This window comes from Streptomyces sp. NPDC102278 (assembly GCF_044766345.1).
Lineage (GTDB): Bacteria > Actinomycetota > Actinomycetes > Streptomycetales > Streptomycetaceae > Streptomyces.
This window is the reverse complement of record NZ_JBIWLV010000002.1, coordinates 380,392-397,188: the sequence shown is the minus strand read 5'-3', so window position 1 is coordinate 397,188 and position 16,797 is coordinate 380,392. Positions and strand designations below refer to the sequence as shown.

Here is a 16,797-nt window from a genome sequence, read left to right as displayed (position 1 = left end):
CCGGATATTCGAGACAGTTGGCCGGAATTCGCCGGTGCGGCGAGCCGGCTGCCGGTCCTGGCCGGCGGCCGGTCCGGGAAGACGGCCGCTCCGCCGGGCGGCACGCAGAACCGCCCCCGGTCGCGAAGGACCGGGGGCGGTGAAGGTCGAGCGGGAGAGGGGCGGTCAGCCGGCGTGGGCCGTCTCGACCACCTTCGGCGAGCGCGCCTCGCTCGAGGCGACCGGCTCCTCCACGCGGGGGCCGTGGCCCGACCGCAGGCCGAGCCAACTGATCAGCGCGACCAGGGCGAAGGCCACGGCGCCGATGCCGAAGGTGAGGGTGAAACCGGACTCGGCGGGCAGCGCGGGGACACCGGCGGGAAGGTGCTCGATGGTCTTCGAGGCCAGGATGGTGGTGACGATGGCGCTGCCGATCGCACTGCCGGTGGAGCGGGAGATCGAGTTGATGCCGTTGGCGATGCCGCTCTGGTGGTGCGGGACGCTGGACATGATCACGGCCGGCATGGCCGCGTACCCGAAGCTGACGGCGGCGCCGACGACGAGACCGGCGCCGATCACCGAGAAGGTGTGCGCGTGGTCCAGCGCCAGCCAGCCGAAGCCGACGGCGCCGAGCCCGGCGGCCAGGCCCAGGGCGACGCGGGGCCCGCGGTGGCGCACCAACTGTCCGCCGACGGGGGAGGCCAGGAGCGAGACGATCGCGCCGGGGAGCAGGAACTGGACGGAGGCGCGCAGGATGGACGCGTCGAAGCCGTACCCGGTCAGGGCCTTCGGCATCTGGACCAGGTAGGAGACGCCCAGGAAGTTCGCGAACATGCCGAAGCCCACGAGGATGCCCGCGAGGTTGGCCATCAGCACGGGGCGGTGGACGAACATCCGCATGTCCACCAGGGGTTCGCGCACCTTGCGCTCCACCAGGACCCACACGGCCGTCATGGCGGCGGCCCCGGCGAAGCTGCCCAGGGTCCGGCCGGAGGCCCAACCCCACTCGTGGCCCTGCGAGATGGGCAGCAGGAGCAGCAGGAGCGCGATGCCCAGGGTCAGCGCGCCGAGGAAGTCGGTACGGCCGCCGGTCTTGTGGCGGGTGGCCGGGACCAGGAAGACCACGGCCAGCAGGGCCAGGGTCGCGAAGCCGGTCGCCATCCAGAAGGCGTTGCGGTAGTCGGCGTCGGAACCGGAGGTCAGCAGGCCGGTGGCGACGAGCGCGAGACCGCTGCCGAACGCGAGCGTGCCGCTGACCAGGGCCATGGCGCCCGGCAGCTTCTGGGGGCGGACCTCTTCGCGCAGGACGGACAGGGCGAGGGGGAAGATCGCGGTGGCCGCGCCTTGGAGCACCCGGCCGAGGATCAGCAGCGGCAGGGATGTCGCGAGCGCGGCGATGACCGATCCCGCGACCATGACGCCGAGGACGGCCACCAGCGTGGGCTTCTTGCCGTGCTGGTCGCCGAAGCGGCCGAGCAGCGGGGTGAAGACGGCGGCGGACAGCAGGGTCGCGGTGGTGACCCAGCTGACGTTGGCGGTCGAGGTGCCGAGGTCGGTGCGGATCAGACCCAGGATCGGGACGGGCAGGGTCTGCATCATCGACACGACCATGGCGGCGAGGCTGAGGGCGAAGACGATGACCGTCTCGTTCCGGGGCCCGGCGGCGGCGGGGGCGGATGCGGGGGTGCTCATGGTTGGCGGGACCTTCTCAGTGCTTCAGATCGCAGATGTTTGATGTCCTCAAGTACATGGATGAAGGTAGACAGCAATAGTTAAGGTGGTCAAGTAAAAGGTTGATAATATGAAGCTTCTGGGCGTAGGCTCGTGCCATGAGCGCCACCGCCTCGGCCGCCTCGCAGGGCCCCGTCAAACTGCGACTGCTGGAACTGCTGGCCGCCATCGGCACCGCCCAATGGCGCGACTTCGCGACCGCCGCCGCCCGGCACGGACTCACGTCCACGCAGGCCAAGGTCCTGGCGCAGTTGGAGGGGCCGGTACCGATGCGCGGGCTGGCCACGCTGCTCGCCTGCGACGCGTCGAACGTCACGGGGATCGTGGACCGGCTGGAGGCGCGGGAGCTGGTGCGGCGCGAGCCGTCCCCGGCGGACCGCCGGGTGAAGAACGTGGTGGCGACCGACGCGGGTCGCGAGACCATCCGCCGCGTGCGCGAGGAGATGCAGGCCACGCACGGCGCGCTGGACGCGCTGGATGCGGCGGAGAGCGCGACGCTCTACGCCCTGCTGGAACGGCTGCGGCCCACCCTGGAGAAGGACGCCTGATCGAAGGGGCCCGGCCGGCGGGCCGGGCCCGATCCGAGGCCCCGGGTGCTCACGCGTCCGGGGCGTCCGCGTTCCCGGTGGCCCCGCCGGTCGCGGTGTTCGCGCCGCCCGTCCCGGCGTCCGCGCCGCCGACGGTCGGATCGCCGGCGATCGTCTCGCTCGCGGCCGCCGCGTCGAGGGCCTCGGTCAGTCGGCTCAGGCGCGCCTGGAGGTCACGGATCTCGTCGAGTTCGAAGCCGGTGGCGGCGGCGATCCGGCGGGGCACCGCCACCGCCCGGGCGCGCAGCGCGGCGCCCTCCCCGGTGAGGACCGCGTGCACGGACCGCTCGTCCTCGGTGCTCCGCTCGCGACGGATCAGACCGGCCGCCTCAAGGCGCTTGAGCAGCGGAGACAGCGTGCCGGAGTCAAGTCGCAGGTGTTCCCCGAGCTGCTTGACGGGCGTCGTGCCGTGTTCCCAGAGGACGAGCATCACCAGGTACTGCGGATAGGTCAGCCCGAGGTCCTTCAGGACCACCCGGTACAGACCGCCGAACGCGCGGCTCGCGGCGTTGAGCGCGAAGCAGATCTGCCCGTCCAGGCGGAGGAAGTCCGGCTCGCTGAGGGTGTCTGGCTGCTGCTCGCTCATGTCGACCAGTGTACCCGGGACCCTTGCCAGCGATTCAGTTGTGCGCAATCAAGTTGTAGACAATTCGAATCTGTGCTTTATTGGTGGAGCGGTCGGGCAACGGCCGCACCGATCCACCCCTTCCGAGAGGACCTCCGATGGACGCGCTGTACACCGCTGTCGCCACCGCCAACGGCCGCGAGGGCCGCGCCGTCAGCTCCGACGGTCAGATCGACCTCGCGCTGGCCATGCCGCCGGCGCTCGGCGGCAACGGCCAGGGCACCAACCCCGAGCAGCTCTTCGCCGCCGGCTACGCCGCCTGCTTCGCCAGCGCGCTCGGTCTCGTCGGCCGCCAGGCCAAGGTCGACACCAGCGAGGTGTCCGTGACCGCGGAGACCTCCATCGGCAAGGACACCGACGGCGGCTTCGCACTCGCCGTCACCCTGCGCGTCGAGCTCCCCGAGTCCCTCGCCGGCGCGACCGGCGCCCAGCTCGTCGAGCAGGCCCACCAGGTCTGCCCCTACTCCAAGGCCACCCGCGGCAACATCCCCGTCGAGCTCGTCGTCGAATAGCCCGACCGGTGGCGCCACACGCGCCGCCCCACCGTTTCCGGCGCCCCTCCCGAGGGGCGCCGCAGGCGCGACCCCCTCAGGCCGAGGCGCGACGTACGAGGACCGTCGGGGTGATCACCGGCCGCGGGGGTCCGGGCGCGACCCCGGCCCGGTGGAGGGTGTCCAGCAGCAGACGGGCCATCAGTCGGCCCATTCCCTCCACGTCCTGGCGCACGGTGGTGAGCGGCGGGTCGGCCGCCTCGGCCACCGACTCGGTGTCGTCGAAGCCCACGAGCGCCACGTCCCCGGGCACCGACCGGCCGTGTTCGCGCAGTACCGCGAGGGCCCCCGTCGCCATCAGGTCGTTCGCCGCGAACACCGCGTCGAGCGCCGGACGGCGGTCCAACAGCTGACGCATCGCGCGGGCTCCGCCCGCGGAGGTGAAGTCCCCTTCGGCGGTCAGCGCGGGATCGGCGTCGCGCAGTACGTCCCGGTAGCCGTCGAGCCGGTCGGCCGCCGAGGTCTGGTCGAGGGGGCCCGCGATGTGCGCGATGTGCCGCCGGCCCTGGGTGAGCAGGTGGCGTACGGCCTCCCGCGCGCCCCCGCGGTTGTCGGCATCGACGTAGACGACGCCGAGGTCCCCGGCTCCGGCCGTCCAGCCCGGCCGTCCGCCGTAGACGGTGGGCATGCCGATGCGGCGGGTGATCTCGGGCAGCGGGTCGTCGGTGTGCAGCGAGAAGGCCAGCGCCCCGTCGACGTGCCCGCCGGCGAGGTAGCGCTCAATCCGGTCGTAGTCCCCGCGATCCTCCACCAGGAGCAGGACCAACTGGTTGTCCTGTTCGGTGAGTTCCTTGCTTATCCCGCGAACCTGTCGGGAGAAGAAGGGGTCGGAGAAGATGCGGACCTCCGGTTCGGCGATGATCACGGCCACCGCGCCGGTCCTTCGGGTGACCAGGGTGCGCGCCGCGGGGTTGGGAACGTAGCCCAGTTCCCGGACGGCCTTGCGGACCCGGTCCACCAGGTGCGAGCGGACGCCGTCCCCGCCGTTGACGACGCGCGACGCGGTGGCTCTGGACACCCCCGCCCGGGCGGCCACGACCTCCAGCGTCGGTCGGTTGGCGGGAACGCGATGCTGTTCGGGCACGGACGCTCCCTCATGCGTGACCGCGGGCGGTTGCCTCGCCGGGCAGCAGGCTAACCCGTACCGCCGGGAGCGCGAGGGCGCTCCCGGCGAATTCAGGTCGTGCGGGGCGGTGCCGTGGCGGCGTCGCATGAGGGTGAGGGTCGGCCGTCGGGGTCGGAGCCCCGGGTCGGCGGTGGAGGGCGCGGGGGTCGAAGGGGCCCCCGTACTCCGCTGGGCGTGGACTGTCGCCGCTACTTGCAGAAGTTCGAATTCAGCGCGGCCGTGACGCCCGCGTTGAAGCCCTTCTCGAAGTTCGGGTCGAGTGCCTGGAGGTTCTTGTTCGCGTTCGGCTTCTTGCAGAGCTCCTTCGTGTCATCGAAGCCCTGACGGAAGCCCTTGCGGAACTGGTCCTGGGTGTCCTTCTGTTCGGCCTGCTTCACGGTGCCGCACTGGGTCCTGCCCTTGTTCCCCTGCTGCACGGAGAACGAGCTGCCGGCCTTCTGGCCGACCAGCTTGAACGTGCCGTCCGCGCTGGTCCGGACCTGCTGGTTGCCGCTCTTGGACAGCACGAGGACGTCGACGGCCGGCTTGAACCCGCTTCCCTTGACGTCCACCCGCTCGTCGTTGACGGTGTTGGCCGTCACGGAACAGCTCGCGGAAGGCACCGCCGCCTGCGCCGGGGCGGCCACGAGGGCCGCCGAACCCAACGCCAGCAAGGACACCCCGACCGGGGCGACCACGGCCATTCGCATACGCCGATTCATCGTTTCTCCTCTCGTCGAGGAGATCACGGGCGGCCCGGCAGCCGAGTGTCGCCGAGCCCGGAGAGGCGGGCCCGCCGAGCGGACCCTTCGAGAGGGGTCCGGTGGCGGACCCGCACCCTCGCACGGCCGACACCGCTCAGGAGCCGACCCGGGTGATCTCACGAGATGTCTCCATCGTCCCGCCGCCGGCCCCCCGTGTCGACCGGGGCGACGGCCGGCGGGAACCCACCGGTCCGCCCGGGTGGGAGGCGGGGACCCGGGGGTTGGTCGTCCAGGACCCCGGCGCGCCCCGCCGCACCACATCAGGCGCGGTAGAGCGCCCGCGCCCGTCCCAGGTCCACCGACCCGTCCCCGGGCAGCGTCAGGAAGTGCTCCAGCTGCCAGGCCCGGGTACGTTCGGCCTGCCGGCCGGTCGGCACAGCCCAGGGCGGGTAGACGCGAAATCCCCGCTTCCCGCCGACGCCGCCGCAGGACACGACGTCCCGCGCGCAGAGCACCTCACGCGGGAACACGAACTGCCCGTGGTCGGCCCCGTCCCGGCTGTCGATGACGAACAGGTCGACCCCGTCGCCCGTGTCGAAGGGCCGGATCGGGCCCTCCTGCGAGCGCTGCCACACCGTGACGAACTGGCCCGCCTTGGTCGGTGTCGTCCTGGCCGCGCGGAACCTGACCGAGCGCCCGTCCACGGACAGTGCGTACGCCCCGTAGTCCGCGCTCTCCTCCTCGGCGACGGGCGCCGGGCAACCGAAACCGCAGGGGTCGTACACCAGGGCCTTCGCCGCGATGAGTCCGTCGGGTATCGAACCCGTGGGGGAGTCGTCCCAGGGGTGTGCGGGGGGTGCGTGGTGCGCGGTCATGCCCCGATCCTCGCACCGGCCGGTGACAACGGACCCGCGGACCCCGCCCCGTCCCCCCGGCGCTACGGCGCGGCCACGCCGTGGGACCCCGCGCCGGCGCCCCGGGAGAACTTCTCCCACTGGGCGGTGACGATCTCCCCGGGCACCCCGCCGAAGTCGTCGACGCCGAGCAGGTCGGAGCGGAAGGACAAGGTGGTCGCGTCGGACCGCACCAGCGTCAGATACGTGTACAGGGAGGCGCCCTTGTCCTTCACGTCCTGCGCCACGATCCGATAGGCCTGGGCCTCGTCCCCCAGCTTCGGCGCCGGCACCGGCTCCACGCGGAGCACCTTCGCGTCGACCAGGGTGCGCTCCTCGGAGTAGCCGGCGGCGCACCGCTTGCCCGCTTCGGCCAGCGACTTCATGACCGAACCGGCCGCGCCCGCGTCCTTGTAGGAACGCAGGAGCACGTCGGTGTCGACCCCCGACACCTCGTCCGGCACGCTGAGCTGCGCGTAGGCCTGCGCCGTGTGGCCCGCCCGGCCGAGGCCCGTGAGGGGTTGGCAGACCGCCGGAGAGGCGTCGTAGATCTCGTCGAACGGCTCGTCGAGCAGTGCCAGGCCCGTCTCGTACGGACCCGCCTTCTCTCCCAACGCCAGTACCAGGCCTTTGAGTCGCTCCGTCTCCGGTCCGGAGACGGCGGTCGGCCTCGGGGAGCCGCTCGGCGTGGACGTGGTGGCGGCCGTGGCGCCGCCGGTCGCCCCCGCGCCCCCGCCCGGGGTGGCGGACGCGGCGGCCTTCGCCTTCTTGTCCGTCGCGTTCTCGTCGGTCCCGCCGGATCCACCGCACGCGGCGCTCCCGAACAGCAGCGCCGCACCCATGACGACGGACGCCGCGCGTGCGACCCCGTTATTCTTCCCCGCCCCGCGCATGTGCTGTTGCCCCCTGAAGGCTCGTACCGGAGACCTGATTGTGCAGTACGCCCAGCGGCGCTCCCACACGGCCCTGCCCTCAGGTCCCGAGGATCCCCTCAAGATGGCTGACCAGCGCCTTCCCGGCCGGCAGAGCGATCCGGGCCCCCAGGTGGCCGTCCGGCCGCACCACGAACACCGTCGACTCGCGCACCCCGTAGAGCCGGGCGAACTCACCCCGATCGTCGCGGTAGACCGGCACGGGGGCCCCGTCGCTCGCGACGCCGTCCGCGAGCACGGCGCAGATGCCCAACCGACCGGCCGGGAAGTCCCCGGCGAGGGCGCCGAGTTCGGCCATCGCCCCGGTGTCCGGGCCCGCCAGGTACAGCACCAGTACGTGGTCCCGGTCCCTCAGCAGGTCGTACAGGCGCAGCGGGTAGGTGGCGATCGCCGAGACGAGGCCACCGCAGTCCGGTGCCCGGTCGCCCGGTCGAGGGCCGGCCCCGCCGCCGGGCTCCGCCCGTCCCACGATCGGGCTGCCGCGGTAGCGGACGAGCAGTTGGGCCTCGCGCATCATCGTCGTCGCGGGGTCGGCCGGATCCGCCTGCACGCCCTCGGCGGCGTGCCGCACGGTACGGCCGACGACCTCCGTGCCCACCGGCCGCCGCTCCGCGTCGTAGCTGCCGAGCAGCGCCGGACGGGCGGCGCCCCCGACGACCAGGGCGAGCTTCCACGCCAGGTTCCACGCGTCCTGGATCCCGGTGTTCATGCCCTGCGCGCCCGTCGGCGGATGGATGTGCGCGGCGTCGCCCGCGACGAAGACGCGCCCGTCGGAGTACCGGTCGACGATCCGGTGGCTGATGCGGAACACCGAGGACCAGCGCAGGGTGGAGGCGCGGGTCGGCTGCGGAGACATCCGGTCCAACACCGCCTGGATGTGCGAGAGTTGTGGCACTCGACCGCCCTCCAGCCCGTGCGCGACCCCGTCGCCGCCCATCCCCGGTACGGACGACAGCTCGGCCGGCACCAGCATCGACACCCGGTAGCGGCGGACCCCGGGCAGCGGGATGCACACCAGCACGTCGTCCACGGCGCCCCCGGCGTCGCGGTGCATGGCCCGCACCCCGTAGCCGCACGGCAGGTCCCAGTCGACCTCGACGTCGGCCAGCATGTACTCCTCGGGGAACGCGCCCCCCTCGAACGCGAGCCCGAGACCCTTGCGGACGACGCTGTGCGCCCCGTCACAGCCCACCAGGAACCGGGAACGCACCTCCTCCTGGGCGCCGGTCACGACGTCCACCAGCCGACTGGTCACCCCGTCGGCGTCCTGGGTGAACGACACCAGCTCCCTGTCCCGCTCGATGCCGGTCCCGAACCGGTTCAGGAACTCCTCCAGGATCCGCTCGGTCTCGTTCTGCGGGAGCGCGGCGAACCCGTACGGCACCTCCGGCGGCAGCTTCAGGTCGAGGCGGGGCTGCTCGACGCCGTTGACGTACGTGAGCTGTCCGCGCATCGGGACGGCGGCGTCGAGCACGGCGCGGACGAGGCCCGTCCGGTCCCAGAGTTCCAGGGTGCGGGGCTGGATGCCGACCGCCTTCGCGTACGGCAGCCTCGCCGGAAGCCGGTCCACGAGCCGGCACTCCACCCCGCGCCGCCGCAGCTCCGCGGCCGCGGTCAGTCCGACGGGACCCGCGCCCGCGACCAGTACGTCCGTGTGTCCCTCGGTGTGCGCCACTGGTCTCTCCCCGGCCGGGCCCCCGTACGCAAGCAGGTCCCCTCCATGGTGGCCCGGCGGCAGGGCCCCGGCCACCGGTCCCCGGCCGGGGCGCCACCCCGCCGGCCGCCATCGGCACGCGGCGGACGCGCGTGCGTGCGGGGCGCGCTCCCGGCCGTCAGCCGGTGTTAGAGCCGGCGGCCGCCTGACGCGGGCGCGTACTCATGGGGCCGGGGTCATGTCCTGGGCGTGGGACCTGAAGTGCTTGAAGGCGTACCCGTGCCCGGTCAGCCAGGCCCCGGCGGCCCGCTCGGCGCGGGCGGTCGCGTCGCGGATGTCCTCCTCGGCCTCGCCCGACTCCAGGAAGCGGAAGGTGTAGGAGTCCCGCGCCGTGATCTCGTACGTGAGGTGCCCCTCGGGGGTGAAGTCCGCGCGCAGCAGGTCGTGCTCCGGGGCGGCGGCCAGCAGCGTCGCGCGCTGCTCGTCGGTGAGCCGGACGAAGGAGCCGCGGACGGTGATGCGGAAGGTTCGGGTGGTCATCGCGTCAGCCTAGTGCTGCGCCGCGGAAGTTCCGCCGATGGCCATCGGCTCGTTGACCGGGCATGGTGCTTGACGTTGATGATCGGCGTGTGCTGGAGGCACGAGTACGGGCTGATACCACGCCGCAGCGCGATGTCCGCCGGGCCCACATGGTCCTGCTCGCGGCCGGTGGCTGTCCGGTCTGGCGGACAGCGGATCGTCCGGGTAGATGTCTCGACGGTGGTGCGATGGCGGGACCGCTAGGGTACGGCGTATGAGCCAGACTCCCGTCGACCCCGTCGCGCACAACCGCCTCGCCTGGGACCGCGAGGTGGAGGAGGGCAACGAGTGGTCACGCCCGGTCGGCCCCGAGGTGATCGCGAAGGCGCGGGCAGGCCAGTGGTCCATCGTCCTGATCGGGTACGAGCCGGTCGACCCGACCTGGTTGCCGCCGGAGATCGCCGGTCGCGACGTGCTCTGCCTCGCCTCCGGCGGCGGGCAGCAGGGTCCGGTGCTGGCCGCGGCGGGCGCGCGGGTGACCGTCTTCGACAACTCGCCCCGCCAGCTGGCGCAGGACGAGATGGTCGCGGCGCGGGAGGGGCTCGACCTACGCACCGTGCTCGGCGACGCGCGCGACCTGAGCCCGTTCCCGGACGCCTCGTTCGACCTTGTCGTCCATCCGGTCTCCAACCTGTTCATCCCTGAGCCGGCGCCGGTCTGGCGCGAGTGCCACCGCGTGCTGCGCCCCGGCGGGACGCTGCTGTCCGGCTTCCTCAACCCGGACGTCTACCTCTTCGACGCCGAGTCCTTGGAGGGGCGCGGCGAGCTGGTGGTGCGCCACCGCCTGCCCTACAGCGACCTCACCCACCTGGATCCCGCCGAGCGGGAACGGCTGTGGGGCCTCGACGCGCCGGTGGAGTACAGCCACACGCTCACCGAGCAACTCGGCGGGCAGATCGCGGCGGGCTTCGCCATCACCGGCTTCGCCGAGGCGCCGCACCACTCGGAGGCCACCGCCGGCTGGCTCTCCGGATACTTCGCCACGAAAGCGGTCAAGGCCGGCGCCGGTCACTGACCCTCCACCGGCCGGGCCAGGTCAGCAGTGAGGCCGGCGAGCGGCTGGGTCAGGTGGGCAACGACCCTGCTGATACACAAAACCGGGAACACCCCGGCCTCGGCAACCCCGCGTCGCTCATCGTGCCGGCAACCGTGGGGCACCCGCACCACGCATGACCGCCTCGGCACCGACGCCACAACAAGCACCTCACCGCCCGAAAGCGATCGGCGGAACTTGTGCGGTGCGGCACTAGGTGTATTGACCCGCAGGGTTGTTGACTCGGCTGATCGGTGGGTGTCCGCCGAGTGCGGTGTGGCAGCGTGATCAAGTCACTGCGCACCACACTCACCGCGGCCGTCATGACCGGAACCCTCGTCACGCTCGCCCCTGGCGCCGGGGCCTCCCCCGCGGCACCGACCGACCGGGTCACCGTGGACGTCGCCTCGGTCAACGGATCGGGCTGCAAGCCCGGTACCGCGACCGTCGACGTGGCCTCGGACAACTCGGCGTTCACCGTCACCTACAGCGAGTACCTGGCCCAGGCCGGCGGGGGAGTCCCCGTCACGGAAGGCCGCAAGAACTGTCAGCTCGCCCTGAACGTGCACGTGCCCCAGGGCTTCACCTACGCGGTGTCCGAGGTGGACTACCGCGGCTACGGCAACCTGGAGCAGGGGGCCACCGGCACCCAGAAGGCCAGTTACTACTTCCAGGGCATGAGCCAGACCGCCTCCCGCACCCACACGTTCCGCGGGCGACTGAACGACAACTGGCAGGTGACGGACACCACGGACATCGAGGCGCTCGTCTACGCGCCCTGCGGCGCACTGCGCAACTTCAACATCAACACCGAACTGCGTGCCACGGCCGGAACCGACACGTCGAAGACGAGCTACATGACGGTCGACTCCACCGACGGCACCATCAACAGCGTCTACCACTTCTCCTGGAAGCAGTGCCCGGACCGCTGACCCGCCCGGCCCGCCCACCGCTCCATGACCGGGGCCGCTCCACCCGGCCCGGTCATGGAGAACGGGACAATCGCCGAATCGGCCGCCATTCGTCCCGATGGAGGCCGAATCGGCCGGCCCCGCCCCGCCCGGAACTCTCCCGCCGGTCGATCCCGGGCCGTCCTGCCATGTCGGCGCGCGGCCCGGTGACGCGAACGCGCCGGCCGCGCCCGCCCCGCGGATCGTAGGGGCCCGGTGACCCGCACCGCCGCCGGGCCCCGTTCGCGCGGGGGCCGTTCGCGTGGTGGCCCCGTCCGTGCCGGAGTCCCGTCCGTGCCGGAGTCCCGTCCGTGCCGGAGTCCCGGCCGTGCAGTGCCGTTTCAGCGGTGAACTCCGCCACTCGAACAGGTGAGTTCGGGTGTGGCGCCGTGTCGTGCGGGGGCGTCGGGGGACTAGACCCATGGGTGATCACCTTTTCACGGGCATCCGGGGCGACGTCCCCGTGTTCCCGTGCGTTCGCTTGTCTCCGACCATGAGAAGGCCCTCGTGCACACCACCCCGCGCCGCATCGCCGCCACCTTCGCCGTGACCGCCGCCCTCGCGTTCCTGACCGCCGCACCCTCCGACGCCGCCGCCCGACGGGTCGATTCGCAGTGCGGCACCTACATCTGCGTCCACACCGCGCACCACAACCGGTTCGTCCAGGACATCACCGTGCAGACCAAGGACGGTCTGTCCGGCACCCTGCGCGCCTACTGGGGCAACTACCACAGCGCCAGGGTGAACGCCGCCTCCCGACGCTGGGAGGTCGGCTACGAGCAGGCCGGCGCGAGCCTCGTGTGCGGCGGCCTCGAACGCGACGGCCGCACCATCGAGGACGGCGTCTGCGTGACCATCTGAGCGCCGCGAGACCCAACCGGCTCCGGGAACGCTCCCGCCGTACCGTCCGGGCGGCGGGGTCGTCCCCCGCCGCCCGGGCGGGCGTCACGCCGGTGCGGCACGCTTCCGGTAGCGGCCCGGAGTCGTGCCGAACTCCCGGTTGAAGGCGTGCGAGAAGGCGTACGGAGTCCCGTACCCCACCCGGCGGGCGATCGCCGCCAACGAGTCCGGGGTGTCGCGGAGCAGGGCGGCGGCGGACGTCAGCCGCCACCAGGCCAGGTAGGCCATCGGGGGCCGCCCCACCAGGGCGGCGAACCGGCGGGCCAGCGTCGGGCGGGAGACCCCGGCCTCCGCGGCCAGGCTCTCGTTGGTCCACGGGGCGGCCGGGTCGGCGTGCAGGGCCCGCAACGCGGTCGCCGTCACCGGGTCGCCGAGCGCCGCCGGCCAACCCCCGGTGCCGTCCTCGGCCATCCACGAGCGGATCATGTATACGAGCAGCAGGTCGAGCAGACTGGGCACCGCGATCCCCGCGCCCGGCCGCCGGCCACCCAACTCGCCGCCCAGCAAGTCGATGGCGGAGCGGAGTTCGAGGTGACTGCCGACCCGGTTCGGCAGGTGCACCACGTTCGGCAACTCCCGCATGAGGGGATGGGCCCGGCTGCGGTCCAACCGGTACTTGCCGCACAGCAACTCCACCGCCCCGGCCTCGGACGACGGGCGGTGCGCCGCATCGGACGCCGGGCGGTGCGCCGGGCCGTCCGTCCGCCACTCCTCGAAGGGCGCCGCCCGCGCCATGCTCGCCGCGTCGGCCCGGACGTCGGCGATGAGGTGGCCCGTGCCGTGCGGCAGCAGTACCGCGTCACCCGTACCCAGCCGCACCGGCTCCCCGCCGTCCGGGACCAGTCGGCACGCGCCCTCCAGCACGACGTGGAAGCCCGCGCCCTCGTACGGCGCGAGGCGGGTGGCCCAACTCCCCGCCACCCGGACGCGGTTGGAGGCGGGTCGCCCCGTGCGGACGGTCGAGATCGCGTCGCTCACCACATCCATGGCGTCAGCGTAGTCCGCGCGTCAGCCGTGAGCGTCCCGCGTATCCGCATGAGCGTGGGGAGCATTGAGCGACTCACCGCGTCCTCCTAGCATCGTGATCATGAAGAGCGACAGCAAGCAGGGCATGGTACTGGGCGACGTCGAGGTCCTCCGGGTCGTCGAATGGCAAGGGGCCTTCGCGTCCGCCCACGACGTCGTCCCGGACTCCGGGACCGAGGTGTGGGAGGAGAACGCGCACTGGCTGGCCCCGGACCACTGGGACCCGCCGACCGACCGGGTGACGGTCGCGCTCCAGACCTGGGTCCTGCGCAGCGCCGGGCGGACCGTCCTGGTCGACACCGGCGTGGGCGGCGGACGCGAGCGGCCCGGCGCGTCCGCGTTCCACCACCGGCAGGACGACCTCCTCGGCGCACTGGCCCGGGCCGGTGTCCGGCCGCAGGACGTGGACGTCGTCGTCAACACCCACGTGCACGCCGATCACGTGGGCGGCAACACCGTCGACGCGGCGGGGGAATGGGCGCCGGCCTTCCCCAACGCGCGGTACCTCGTTCCGGCGGCCGACGACTTCCACTTCGGCCCCGACAACGCGTACGCGCGGGGCCTGCGGGCCGACGACCGGCTGATCTACGAGGACAGCATCGCGCCCCTCCACCGGTCGGGCCAGGCCGTCCTCTGGGAAGGCTCCCACCGCATCGACGAGAACCTCGTGCTGGAGCCCGCGCCCGGCCACACCCCCGGCTCCTGCGTCCTGCGGCTGACCTCGGGTCGGGACAGGGCGGTCTTCGTCGGGGACCTGTTGCACAGCCCGGTGCAGATACTGGACCCCTCCTGGAACAGCTGCTTCTGCATGGACGCCGGGCAGGCCGCGACCAGTCGCCGCCGGATCCTCGAACAGGCCGCCGACCGACACGAGTTGGTGGTGCCCGCGCACTTCGGCGGTGGCGGCGCGGTGGAGGTGCGACGTCGGGGAACCGGATTCACCCTGGGTGCGTGGGCGGACTTCGAGTGACCCCGCCGGGGTGGACGCCCCACTGATCGGCCGCGACCTGGCCGAACTCGTCGGCCTGGGAACGGTGAAGGCGAACCGGCTCGCCGACTCCGCGCGCACGGCCGCCGCGTACGCCACGGACCCTGCTCGCGGGGGCCGATCCCCGCCCTCCTGGCACGGGATTCCGCGCCGCCCGGCACCGGCGGGCTGTCGGCCGTCGCCGCCGACTGCGTGGAGCGCTGCCGGATGTCCTCCCCGGCCCCCGAGGCCCTGGCCGCGCAGGCGTCCCGCCCCGGCTCCTCCCCACTGGTGGCGCCCCGCCTACCGAGGGTCGGTGGCGGGATGGTCCTCGGGGAGGTGTGAGCCCCGTTCGCCGGTGTCCGTCAACGCGCGGGAGGCGAGCCGGCACACGGTCCGTTGCTCGTCGGGGGCCACCCCGAGTCGGTTGAACAGCAGGTGCAGGTGCGAGGCCCACAGGGAGGCCCGTACGGCAGCCCGGACCGAGGCCCGCCCCGCCGCCCACACGGCCGAACGGTCCGTGTCCTCACCCTCCGCCGGGCACCCGGCCCCTTCCGTCAGACGGGCGTCCGCGTCCCGCACTCCCGCCGCCCAACGGGCCACCGGCCCGACACCGATGCCGTTCGCGACCCCGTGCCGGACGGCGTCGGCGCGCCGCATCAGCTCCTCCCGGTCGGGTCCGCTGCCCGGGGCGACCCGCGGACAGGGCACGGGAGCCGGAGTGTGCAGGACGTCCTCGGACCAACGCCACCCCGTCGTCTGCCACCGCAGCCACCGTGCGGCCTCGTACCGGTCCATCCCGAGAGCCGCCGCCGTGGCCTGCGCGAGGTCCCCCGCCAGGGCGAGGCGCTCGCCGCCGGGTGCGGTGCGCGCGAGCCCGTCCAGGGCCACCCGGGTGGAGAGCGCGAAGACGTCCTCCGTCACCGGCAGGGCGGCCGGCCCGCCCAAGCGCTCGATCTCGGGAACGTACGGCGCCTCGTGGACCTCCGCCCCCTCGCCGAGGCGTTCCTTCACGAGGAGCGCCGCCTCGGCGTGCAGTGCGGCGACCCCGGCAGGGGTGAGGTCACGCACCCGGACGCGCAGGTGGAGGCCGTCCACGTCGACGTGACGGACGTAGAACCACGAGGTCGCCCGGCGGTCCGAGACCAGCCCGTCCAGCAGGGGAGCGAGGTCCTCGACGAGGAAGGCGTCGGTGTCCTCGCCGGTCGCGCGGGCGAAGCGGGGGAAGAGGTGCAGGCTGAACCAGCGTCCGCCGGTCGCGTCGATTGCCTCGGTCACTTCGGCTCCTCTGGGGAAGAAGGGGCGGGGGCGGGGCGGGAGTTCGTCGTGGGGGCGGGGCACGGGCAGGACACGGGTGCCCGGGTGGGGGCGGATCCGGTGGGGGACGGATCACGGCGCCGGGTGCGGGCGAACGGCGTGATCACCACCGTAACCGCATGCCGCCGCCCGGCCGAGAGGGCGGTGTCCGGAAGTCAGTCACACTCCGGCGCGCATCGAGGAAGCCGGTGTGACCGGTGCGGTCGCGGGGTCCCCCGCGCGCGACGCGGCCCCGGGCCCGCGGGGACTCGCGGCGGCCGGGGCGGGCCGGGCCGGCGGGGGTGTGCGCGAGGTGGCGGGGCGGTGTCGGCAGGGGGCATCGGCGCCGGTGTCGAGGGTCGCGACGCAGCCCCGGGTCGACCCGTGCGCGGCGTCACGCGACCTGGTCGGTACACGAGGAGTGCCCCGCGTCGGTGCGCACGCGCCGCGTCGGCGGGGCGCCGCGGACGTCGGGGCCCATCGGGTGCCCGAGCGCCGTGATCAGACGGACGACGCGGACGATTGGCGTGGTCCCGGCTCGTCCGCGGCCGTCGTGATCCCCGAGGGCCGGCGAGGACGGGAGGGTCGGGCCGGCCTAGCGCCTGCGCGGTCCGGCGCCGCCGCTCGCGACGAGCGCGTCGGTGATGAGCCGGACCCCGCGGGCGAGGCGCCCCAACTGTTCGAGCTCGACGGCGTACATCCGAATGGTGTTCTCGATGACGGAGGCGGCCACACCCATCGCGGGCAGTTCCGCGCGACTCGTCTCGAGCGCCACCCGCACCGCGCGCATCTCGTGCTGGAGCTGGAGCCGGGCGTGCCGGGTGAGGAGCACCGGGTGACGTGTCAGCGTCGAGTAACCCGCGTACCGGGCCGGGAGCAGGTCGCGCAGCCAGCGCGTGGCGGTGCGTTCCCAGTCATGGCTCCCGGGGGCCTTGACCTGACAGGGCCAGTCCGGGCTGAGGGTGGTGGAGGCCGGTTGAGGCATTCTCGTCGCTTCCGAGTGGTGTCGAACTGTGATCGAGAGGTTGCTGGGCGGCCTCGACCCAGGGGTTGATCGAGGCCGCCATGGCGGTCTACGGGATCCGAAAGCCCGGAGCGAACACCCGGAGGCGGACTGAGGAGGCAGCGCGCGCGGCAGAGTGTTCGTTCTGGGACGGCGTGGGGACGCCCTCCTTGGCATCTGGTGGATCCCGGCCGCGCCTCAGTAAACATATATACCGTTGAGTAAGCAAGCGTATGAAAAATTACATGCGCCTCGGGGGTACGTGGATGCCGACGGCCGCGT

The 16,797-nt window shown here is 73.0% G+C and carries 17 protein-coding genes; 6 read left to right on the top strand and 11 right to left on the bottom strand.

All coding sequences use genetic code 11. The annotated features are described in order from the left end of the window. Positions 1-165: 165 nt before the first annotated feature. Positions 166-1,671: an MFS transporter gene (locus tag ACIRO3_RS06680; RefSeq protein ID WP_365996583.1), complete on the bottom strand. Its 1,506-nt coding sequence runs from the start codon at positions 1,669-1,671 to the stop codon at positions 166-168. Positions 1,672-1,808: 137 nt separating this feature from the next. Here ACIRO3_RS06680 and ACIRO3_RS06675 point away from each other — a divergent pair, with 137 nt between their 5' ends. Continuing rightward, entirely contained in the window at positions 1,809-2,258 is a 450-nt protein-coding gene (locus ACIRO3_RS06675) for a MarR family transcriptional regulator (RefSeq protein ID WP_361776185.1), read from the top strand. A gap of 49 nt (positions 2,259-2,307) precedes the next feature. Here the strand turns inward: ACIRO3_RS06675 and ACIRO3_RS06670 are convergent, their stop codons facing one another. Then, positions 2,308-2,883, bottom strand: a complete 576-nt coding sequence (locus tag ACIRO3_RS06670; RefSeq protein ID WP_404133250.1) for a MarR family winged helix-turn-helix transcriptional regulator — start codon at positions 2,881-2,883, stop codon at positions 2,308-2,310. A 137-nt stretch (positions 2,884-3,020) separates the two neighbouring features. Between ACIRO3_RS06670 and ACIRO3_RS06665 the strand changes: the two genes are divergently transcribed. Beyond that, positions 3,021-3,434: an organic hydroperoxide resistance protein gene (locus ACIRO3_RS06665; RefSeq protein ID WP_267798256.1), complete on the top strand. Its 414-nt coding sequence runs from the start codon at positions 3,021-3,023 to the stop codon at positions 3,432-3,434. 76 nt (positions 3,435-3,510) lie between these two features. On the opposite strand, the gene ACIRO3_RS06660 is transcribed toward ACIRO3_RS06665, so the two are convergent. From ACIRO3_RS06660 to ACIRO3_RS06635, 6 genes are all read right to left on the bottom strand, one after another. Further along, entirely contained in the window at positions 3,511-4,557 is a 1,047-nt protein-coding gene (locus ACIRO3_RS06660; RefSeq protein WP_404133247.1) for a LacI family DNA-binding transcriptional regulator, read from the bottom strand. A 230-nt stretch (positions 4,558-4,787) separates the two neighbouring features. Continuing rightward, the gene (locus tag ACIRO3_RS06655; RefSeq protein WP_366149201.1) at positions 4,788-5,300 is read right to left on the bottom strand and encodes a hypothetical protein; all 513 of its coding nucleotides are present in this window, start codon (positions 5,298-5,300) and stop codon (positions 4,788-4,790) included. A gap of 302 nt (positions 5,301-5,602) precedes the next feature. Continuing rightward, positions 5,603-6,157: a MepB family protein gene (locus ACIRO3_RS06650; protein ID WP_404133244.1), complete on the bottom strand. Its 555-nt coding sequence runs from the start codon at positions 6,155-6,157 to the stop codon at positions 5,603-5,605. Between the two features lie 62 nt (positions 6,158-6,219). Further along, the gene (locus ACIRO3_RS06645; protein WP_404133242.1) at positions 6,220-7,068 is read right to left on the bottom strand and encodes a hypothetical protein; all 849 of its coding nucleotides are present in this window, start codon (positions 7,066-7,068) and stop codon (positions 6,220-6,222) included. A gap of 79 nt (positions 7,069-7,147) precedes the next feature. Then, positions 7,148-8,782, bottom strand: a complete 1,635-nt coding sequence (locus ACIRO3_RS06640) for an FAD-dependent monooxygenase (protein WP_404133239.1) — start codon at positions 8,780-8,782, stop codon at positions 7,148-7,150. 201 nt (positions 8,783-8,983) lie between these two features. Then, positions 8,984-9,301, bottom strand: coding sequence for a DUF6204 family protein (locus tag ACIRO3_RS06635; protein WP_404133237.1), 318 nt, complete (start codon positions 9,299-9,301; stop codon positions 8,984-8,986). Positions 9,302-9,554: 253 nt separating this feature from the next. Here ACIRO3_RS06635 and ACIRO3_RS06630 point away from each other — a divergent pair, with 253 nt between their 5' ends. From ACIRO3_RS06630 to ACIRO3_RS06620, 3 genes are all read left to right on the top strand, one after another. Next, entirely contained in the window at positions 9,555-10,355 is an 801-nt protein-coding gene (locus tag ACIRO3_RS06630) for a class I SAM-dependent methyltransferase (protein WP_404133234.1), read from the top strand. 341 nt (positions 10,356-10,696) lie between these two features. Then, positions 10,697-11,305, top strand: coding sequence for a DUF4360 domain-containing protein (locus ACIRO3_RS06625; RefSeq protein ID WP_404134094.1), 609 nt, complete (start codon positions 10,697-10,699; stop codon positions 11,303-11,305). Between the two features lie 489 nt (positions 11,306-11,794). Further along, on the top strand, positions 11,795-12,184 hold the full coding sequence (locus tag ACIRO3_RS06620; RefSeq protein ID WP_361776220.1) for a hypothetical protein: 390 nt from the start codon (positions 11,795-11,797) through the stop codon (positions 12,182-12,184). A gap of 84 nt (positions 12,185-12,268) precedes the next feature. On the opposite strand, the gene ACIRO3_RS06615 is transcribed toward ACIRO3_RS06620, so the two are convergent. Further along, positions 12,269-13,210 (bottom strand): AraC family transcriptional regulator, encoded by a 942-nt coding sequence (locus ACIRO3_RS06615; protein WP_404133231.1) that lies wholly within the window; start codon positions 13,208-13,210, stop codon positions 12,269-12,271. Between the two features lie 100 nt (positions 13,211-13,310). On the opposite strand from ACIRO3_RS06615, the gene ACIRO3_RS06610 reads away from it, so the two are divergent. Further along, complete coding sequence (locus tag ACIRO3_RS06610; RefSeq protein WP_404133229.1) at positions 13,311-14,219, top strand: MBL fold metallo-hydrolase; 909 nt, start codon at positions 13,311-13,313, stop codon at positions 14,217-14,219. 300 nt (positions 14,220-14,519) lie between these two features. On the opposite strand, the gene ACIRO3_RS06605 is transcribed toward ACIRO3_RS06610, so the two are convergent. Continuing rightward, the gene (locus ACIRO3_RS06605) at positions 14,520-15,494 is read right to left on the bottom strand and encodes a thiopeptide-type bacteriocin biosynthesis protein (RefSeq protein WP_404133226.1); all 975 of its coding nucleotides are present in this window, start codon (positions 15,492-15,494) and stop codon (positions 14,520-14,522) included. Positions 15,495-16,107: 613 nt separating this feature from the next. Then, positions 16,108-16,497, bottom strand: coding sequence for a hypothetical protein (locus ACIRO3_RS06600; RefSeq protein WP_361776234.1), 390 nt, complete (start codon positions 16,495-16,497; stop codon positions 16,108-16,110). Positions 16,498-16,797: the final 300 nt, after the last annotated feature.